Origin of the sequence: Streptomyces sp. H39-C1 (assembly GCF_027158125.1) — a bacterium.
Lineage (GTDB): Bacteria > Actinomycetota > Actinomycetes > Streptomycetales > Streptomycetaceae > Actinacidiphila > Actinacidiphila fildesensis.
Map to the genome: position 1 here is coordinate 1 of NZ_JAPVLS010000172.1, position 7894 is coordinate 7894.

General features: G+C 67.3%; 1 protein-coding gene. It reads right to left on the minus strand.

Going from position 1 to position 7894, the window contains the following annotated elements; genetic code table 11:
• Positions 1-7894: non-ribosomal peptide synthetase (locus O3W51_RS46365; RefSeq protein WP_269290007.1), on the minus strand; the 7894-nt coding region annotated here is incomplete at both ends.

Below are 7894 nucleotides of genomic sequence, written 5' to 3' on the forward strand. Positions count from 1 at the left end.
TGACGTGGTGTTCGGTGATGGTTTTCTGCAGTAGGGGGATGTCGAGGTCGCCGTCGGGGGCGATGACGATGGCGCCGCCGTTGAGGAGTGGGACCCAGATTTCGTAGGTGGAGGCGTCGAAGGCGGACGGTGAGTGGTGCAGAACCCGCTGGTGCGCGTGGGGATCGAAGCGGGGGTCGAGGGCGAGTGAGGTGACGTTGCGGTGGGAGACGACGACGCCTTTGGGGGTGCCGGTGGAGCCGGAGGTGTACATCACGTACGCGGCGGCGTCCGGCTGGACCGTGACATCGGGTGCGTGCTGGTCATGTTGGTTGAGCTGCGTGGTCTCGGAGATGAGGAGGTCGGCCGTGGTGGTCGGCAGTGCGGTTTGTGAGGTGGTGTCGGTGAGGACGAGTGTGGTGTTGGTCTGCTCGAGGATGTGGTGGATGCGCTCGGCGGGGTAGCGGGTGTCGAGGGGGACGTAGACGGCGCCGGTCTTCATCAGGGCCAGGAGCGTCGTGATGGTCTCGGGTGAGCGCTGGAGCAGGACAGCGATGGCATCGCCGGGGCGGACTCCGCGGGCGATGAGGTGGTGCGCGAGGTGGTTGGCGCGGGCATCGATGTCCTGATAGGTGAGGGTGCTGTCGGTGGTGATGACGGCGGGGGCGTCCGGGGTTTTCGCTACCTGGCGGGTGAAGAGGTCGGCGAGCGATGCTTCGGGCAGGGACAGTGCGGTGTCCTGCCAGGTGTGGTGGAGCTGGTGGCGTTCGGCAGGGGTGAGAACGTCGATGGTGCTGAGCGGCTGATCGGGGTGGGCGGTCGCGGTGTCGAGGAGCTGGATCCAGCGGTCGAACAGGGCATGGACCGTGGGTGCGTCGTAGATATCGCTGGAGTACTCGACAGCACCGCCGATCCCCTGGAGCTCGCCGTTGGGTCCGCGTTGTTCGGCGAGGCTGAAGAAGAGGTCGAATTTTGCGGTTCCGGTGCGTCCGGGTGCCAGGTCGATGCGGAGTCCGGGGAGTTGGAAGGTTCCTTCGGGTGCGTTTTGGAGGGCGAGCATGATTTGGAAGAGGGGGTGGTGGGAGAGGGTGCGGGTGGGGTTGAGGATTTCGACGAGGTATTCGAAGGGGACGTCCTGGTGGGCGTAGGCGGCGAGTGAGGTTTCGCGGACCTGGTTGAGGAGTTGGGTGAAGGTGGGGTCGCCGGTGGTGTCGGTGCGCAGGACGAGGGTGTTGACGAAGAATCCGATGAGGTGGTCGAGGTTCTGGTCGGTGCGGCCGGCGATGGGGCTGCCGAGGGGGATGTCGTGGCCCGCGCCGAGGCGGGTCAGCAGGGAGGCGAGGCCTGCTTGGAGGACCATGAACAGACTGGTCCCGGTGGATCGGGCGAGGTCGGCGAGACGCTGGTGGAGTTCGGGGTTGATGGCGACGGTGACGTAGTCGCCGCGATAGGTCATCACGGCCGGCCGGGGCCGGTCGGTGGGGATGCTCAGCTGGTCGGGAAGATCGGCCAGAGCGTTCGTCCAGTAGTCGATCTGGGTGGCGAAGAGGCTGTCGGGGTCGTTCTGGTCGCCCAGTAGTTCGTTCTGCCACAGCGTGTAATCCGCGTACTGCACCGGCAGCGGAACCCAATGAGGCGTCTCTCCCTGGGTCCGGGCGGTGTAGGCATGGGTGAGGTCGGCAGCCAACGGTCCCAGCGACCAGCCGTCGCCCGCGATGTGGTGGACCACCAGCAGCAGGACATGCTCCTGGGAGGAGAGCTCGAAGAGATCGGCTCGCAGGGGAGGTTCGACGGCCAACTCGAAGGCGTGCCGGACTGCTTGTTCGAGTACGGTCGCCAGCTCGGCTTCCGTCGTCGGAATGACGGTCACACGCGGCGCGGCGGCTTCGGAGTCCAGTATGTGCTGGCAGGGAGTGCCGTCGATCTCGGGGAAGACGGTGCGCAGGCTTTCGTGCCGGGCGACGAGGTCACCGAGCGCGGACCGTAGTGCGTCCCGGTCGAGTTCGCCCGTGAGGCGGAGTGCGAGCGGAATGTTGTAGGTGGCGCTGGGCCCCTCCATCTGATGGATGAACCACAACCTGCGCTGAGCGAATGACAACGGCATGACCTCGGGCCGCGCCCGAACGGTGAGTGCCAGTCGTCCAGGTGCAGCAGTGTCGAGCAGGGCCGCCACCGCGGCCGGCGTCGGGCCCTCAAAGAGGGTGCGCAGACCGACCTCGACGCCGAAGACCGATCGGATCTGCGCGATGAGGCGGGTGGCGAGCAGTGAGTGGCCGCCCAGGTCGAAGAAGTCGTCGTCGACCCCGGCCCGAGGCAGCCCCAGTACCTGCGCGAACAGGTCGCAGACGATCTGCTCCTGCGGAGTGCGTGCCTCCCGGCCCGACCCGACCGACGCGAAGTCCGGCGCCGGCAGAGCGGCGCGGTCGAGCTTGCCGTTGGCGGTCAGTGGCAGGCGATCGAGAGGGACGATGGCGGCGGGCTGCATGTAGTCGGGGAGGTGTTGGCGGGTGTGTTCGCGGAGGGCGGTGAGGAGGGCGGCGGTGCCGCGGCTGGTGGCCGGGTTGATGACCCAGGTCGAGAGGGTTGCTCCAGAGCCACTGGTATCGACCGGTGTGTAGGTATGGGTCGGGGTGCCGGCGGCCAGCCGACTGCGGACGATGTAGGTGACGTCGACCGTGTCGACGTCATGGGTGCTCCAGGTAATGCCGCTCCAGTACCCGAGCTCGTCGCCGAGCTGATGGAACATCTCCAGGTCGATATGGGGGTTGGAGGTGTGGCTGGGAAGAGGAGCGTTGTGATCGAGGGCGTGCTGCAGGGCGAGCTCGTGGGTGAGGCGAGGGTTGGGGACTCCGGTGACCCGGAGTTCGACGGGCTGCTGGGTCGCGAGCCGTCGCCTGAGGTCGGCCAGATTGGCGGTGGCATCGTCGGCGTTCTGGTCCCAGGGTTGGTGGGGGGTGTGGGTGAGGGGGTGGGGGGTGATGCCGGTTTTGTAGAGGGTGGCGTCGTAGCGGTAGCGGGTGAGTTCGTTGTGTGCGGTGCCGCGTTTGAGTTGGATGTCGGTGCCGGCGATGTCGGGGATGTGGTGGGTGAGGGCGGTGAAGTATTCGGGGTCGATGAGGAGTTCTTTGCCGAGGACGAGGCTCTGTTCGACGGCGCGGCGGATGGCGGCGGTGTCGGCGTCGTCGGCGCGGGCGGCCTGGACCGCGGTGGTGAAAGTGCGCAGCAGGCGGGGGTTACGGACGTCCCCCACGAACACCGCACCGCCGGGAGCGAGAGCGCGGATGGCGTGATGAAGCACCTGCTCGAGATAGCCGGCGTTCGGGAAGTACTGGGCGACGGAGTTGAGCACGATGGTGTCGAAGTGGTTGTCGGGCAGACTGCCGAAGTCGTGGGCGGGTTGCGTCCTCAGGCGAACCCGCTGGAGCAGGACGGGATCGTTGTCGACCTGGGCCTGAAGTTCCCTGATGACGGTGGGGGAGAAGTCGGTCCCCCAGTACTCATCGCACTCGGGCGCGAGCTGAGAGAGCAGGAGACCGGTTCCGACACCGATTTCGAGCACACGGCGAGGACGGAGCGTCCTGATGCGCTTGACGGTGGTGTCCCGCCATTCCCGCATCTCCTCCAGCGGGATCGGTCGGCCGTCGTAACTGCTGTTCCAGCTCGCGAAGTTCTCGCCGAACACGGTTTTGGTCGCGGAGGTGTAGACGGAGTCGTACAGTTCCTGCCACTCGCTCAACTGTGACTCTTCGACCTGCTCATTGCGATCGTCCGTCGAACTGTCGGCGACGACATAGCCGACCAGACGGGCGTCTCCCGGCTGGTCCTCACGAACGATGACGGCGGCCTGGGCGATGTCGGGGTGGTCGGTGAGGACCTTCTCGATCTCGCCGGGTTCGATGCGGAAGCCGCGGATTTTGACCTGGTGGTCGGCGCGGCCGATGAATTCCAGCTCACCGTCGCCGTTCCAGCGCACGAGGTCGCCGGTGCGGTACATCCGTCCGCCGGGTTCCAGGCCGCAGGGGTCGGCGACGAATCGCTCGGCCGTCAGGGCGGAACGGCCGAGGTAGCCGCGAGCCACGCCGGCGCCCGCGATGTACAACTCACCCACCACACCAGGCGCCACCAACTGCAGCTCGTCATCCAACACATAGGTCCGCGTATTGGCTATCGGCCGGCCGATGGGGGCAGCGCCCGCGCCATCGGCCAAGTCTCCGGCAGTCGACCAAATGGTGGTCTCGGTCGGTCCGTACAGGTTGGTCAGGTCGTCCGTGAGCTCGCGCATTTCTTCGGCGAGGGCGGTGGGCAGTGCCTCCCCTCCGACCAGCATGCGCAGGCCCCGCAGGGCCTCCGGGTTGTGCGCCACCAGCAGCTGCCACAGCGAGGGGGTCCCCTGAAGGACCGTGACACCGTGCCGGGCGATCAAGTCCAGTACGGCAGAAGGTTGCGCGACCGACTCCTTCGGCGTCAGGACCACCGCTGCACCGGAGAGAAGCGGGTGATACAGCTCCAAAGCAGCAATATCAAAGGCGACGGTGGTGACCGCGAGCAGCCGCTCCTCAGGCCGAAGTTCGACCTTCTGCCGCATGGCCTCCAAGAAGTTGAGCAACGCGGCGTGCGGCACGACCACGCCCTTGGGACGTCCGGTCGACCCGGAGGTGTAGATCACGTACGCGGCGTCCGCGGGCCGCAGCGGTGCTACACGGTCGGCGTCGGTCGGATCGCTGTCGGAGCAGTCAGCCACCAGCGCGCGGACATTGGCAGCGTCCAGAACCAACCGCTGCGACGAGCCGCCCGCCACCAGCCGGTCCGTTCGCGTCGTAGTGAGAACCAGGGCAGGTCGCGCGTCCTCGAGCACGTACTCGATGCGTGCCGCCGGATGATCCGGATCCAGTGGCAGGTACGAGGCACCAGTTTTGAGCACTGCCAGCAGGGCGACCACCAGGTCGGCCGAGCGAGGCAGCGCAAGGGCGATCACCAGATCCGGCCCGGCACCACGTCGCAACAAGGCGTGGGCGAGTTGGTTGGCGCGAGAGTTCAGCTCCGCATACGACAGGGTGGCATCCCCGACGATCAGAGCCACGGCGTCGGGCGTGGCGGCAGCCTGTTCCGCGAAGCGGTCCGGCAGGAGGGTCTCGCTCACCGGGGAAGCGGTGTCTTGCCAGGTGTGGAGCAGGTGGTGGCGTTCGGCGGGGGTGAGGACGTTGATGGTGCTGAGGGGTTGGTCGGGGTGGGCGGTCGCGGTGTCGAGGAGCTGGATCCAGCGGTCGAAGAGGGTGTGGACGGTTGGTGCGTCGTAGATGTCGCTGGAGTACTCGATCGCGCCGTTGATCCCTTGGGGTTCGCCGTTGGGTCCGCGTTGTTCGGCGAGGCTGAAGAAGAGGTCGAATTTTGCGGTTCCGGTGCGTCCGGGTGCCAGGTCGATGCGGAGTCCGGGGAGTTGGAAGGTTCCTTCGGGTGCGTTTTGGAGGGCGAGCATGATTTGGAAGAGGGGGTGGTGGGCGAGGGTGCGGGTGGGGTTGAGGATTTCGACGAGGTATTCGAAGGGGACGTCTTGGTGGGCGTAGGCGGCGAGTGAGGTTTCGCGGACCTGGTTGAGGAGTTGGGTGAAGGTGGGGTCGCCGGTGGTGTCGGTGCGCAGGACGAGGGTGTTGACGAAGAATCCGATGAGGTGGTCGAGGTTCTGGTCGGTGCGGCCGGCGATGGGGCTGCCGAGGGGGATGTCGTGGCCCGCGCCGAGGCGGGTCAGCAGGGAGGCGAGGCCTGCTTGGAGGACCATGAACAGACTGGTCCCGGTGGATCGGGCGAGGTCGGCGAGACGCTGGTGGAGTTCGGGGTTGATGGCGACGGTGACGTAGTCCCCGCGGTAGGTCATCACGGCCGGACGGGGCCGGTCGGTGGGGATGCTCAGCTGGTCGGGAAGATCGGCCAGGGCGTTCGTCCAGTAGTCGATTTGGGTGGCGAAGAGGCTGTCGGGGTCGTTCTGGTCGCCGAGGAGTTCGTTCTGCCACAGGGTGTAGTCCGCGTACTGCACCGGCAGTGGAACCCAGTTCGGGACTTCTCCTTGGGTGCGGGCGGGGTAGGCGTGCGTGAGGTCGGAGGCGAGGGGTCCGAGAGACCAGCCGTCGCCGGCGATGTGGTGGACGACCAGCAGCAGGACGTGTTCTTGAGAGGAGAGCTCGTAGAGGTCGGCTCGCAGCGGGGGTTCGACGGCCAGGTCGAAGGCGTGCCGGGCTGCTTGTTCGAGTACGGTCGCCAGCTCGGCTTCCGTCGTCGGAATGACGGTCACACGTGGTGCGGCGGCTTCGGGGGTCAGTATGTGCTGGTAGGGGGTGCCGTCGATCTCGGGGAAGACGGTGCGCAGGCTTTCGTGCCGGGTGATGACGTCAGCCAGCGCGGCCCGCAGTGCGTCCTCGTTCAGCCCGCCCGTGAGGCGGAGTGCGAGGGGAATGTTGTAGGTGGCGCTGGGCCCCTCCATCTGGTGGATGAACCACAACCTGCGCTGCGCGAAGGAAAGCGGCATGACCTCGGGCCGCTCCCGCACGGTCGGGGCAAGTCGCGCCGGGCCAGCAGTGTCCAGCCGAGCCGCCACCGCCGCGACGGTCCGAGCCTCGAAGAGGGTGCGCAGGCCCATCTCGACGCCGAAGGTGGCGCGGATGCGGGCGATGAGGCGGGTGGCGAGGAGTGAGTGCCCGCCGAGGTCGAAGAAGTCGTCGTCGATTCCGGCTCGCGGTAGGCCGAGTACCTGGGCGAACAGGTCGCTGACGATCTGTTCCTGCGGAGTGCGTGCCTCCCGGCCCGACCCGACCGACGCGAAGTCCGGCGTCGGCAGGGCGGAACGGTCGAGCTTGCCGGTCGTGGTCAGTGGCAGGCGATCGAGCAGGATCACCGCGGAGGGGACCATGTGCTCCGGCAGGCTCTGCTGCGCGAAATCCCGTACCTGCTGGGGTAGAAGAGCATCCCGTGCCACCACGTACGCCACCAGACGGGACCGCCCCGGCTGATCCTCATGCGTGGTCACAGCGGCGTGGGCGATGTCGGGGTGGTCGGTGAGGACCTTCTCGATCTCGCCGGGTTCGATGCGGAAGCCGCGGATCTTGACCTGGTGGTCGGCGCGGCCGATGAATTCCAGCTCACCGTCGCCGTTCCAGCGCACGAGGTCGCCCGTGCGGTACATCCGTCCGCCGGGCTCCAGGCTGAACGGGTCGGCGACGAACCGCTCAGCTGTCAGGGCGGAACGGCCGAGGTAGCCGCGGGCCACACCGGCGCCCGCGATGTACAGCTCACCCACCACACCAGGCGCCACCAACTGCAAACCGCCGTCCAGCACATAGGCACGCGTGTTGGCGATGGGCCGGCCGATCGGCGCGGGCAGCTGCCAGAGGTCAGGATCGCCGACCAGCGTGTGGGCTGTGACCACATGGGTTTCGGTCGGGCCGTAGTGGTTGTGCAGTCCCCGGCCCGGGGTCGAACGGTGGAATGCACGGACCTTGCCGCTGAGCGTCAGAGCTTCGCCGGCCTGCGCGACGGTTCGCAGCCGCATCAGCGTACGGCCCTGCTCGACAGCGGCCTCAGCTAGGGCCTCCAGCACCAGGTTCGGGGCGAACAGCTCGTCTATCTGGCGGTCGTCGAGCCACGCGGCGAACCGGGCCGCGTCGCGGCGGACGGACTCGTCGGGGATGACCAGCGTCTTGCCGTAGGCGACGGCCGACAGAATCTCCTGAGCGGACACGTCGAAGCTGATCGCTGTGAACTGTGCGGTCCTGTTGCCGGGTGCGCCACCGACCGTGCGGTGATGCCACGCGAGGAGATTCAGCAGCGCCGATGCCGGCATGACGACGCCTTTGGGGCGGCCGGTGGAGCCGGAGGTGTAGATGATGTAGGCGGGGTGGTGGGGGGTGAGGGGGGTGGTGCGGTC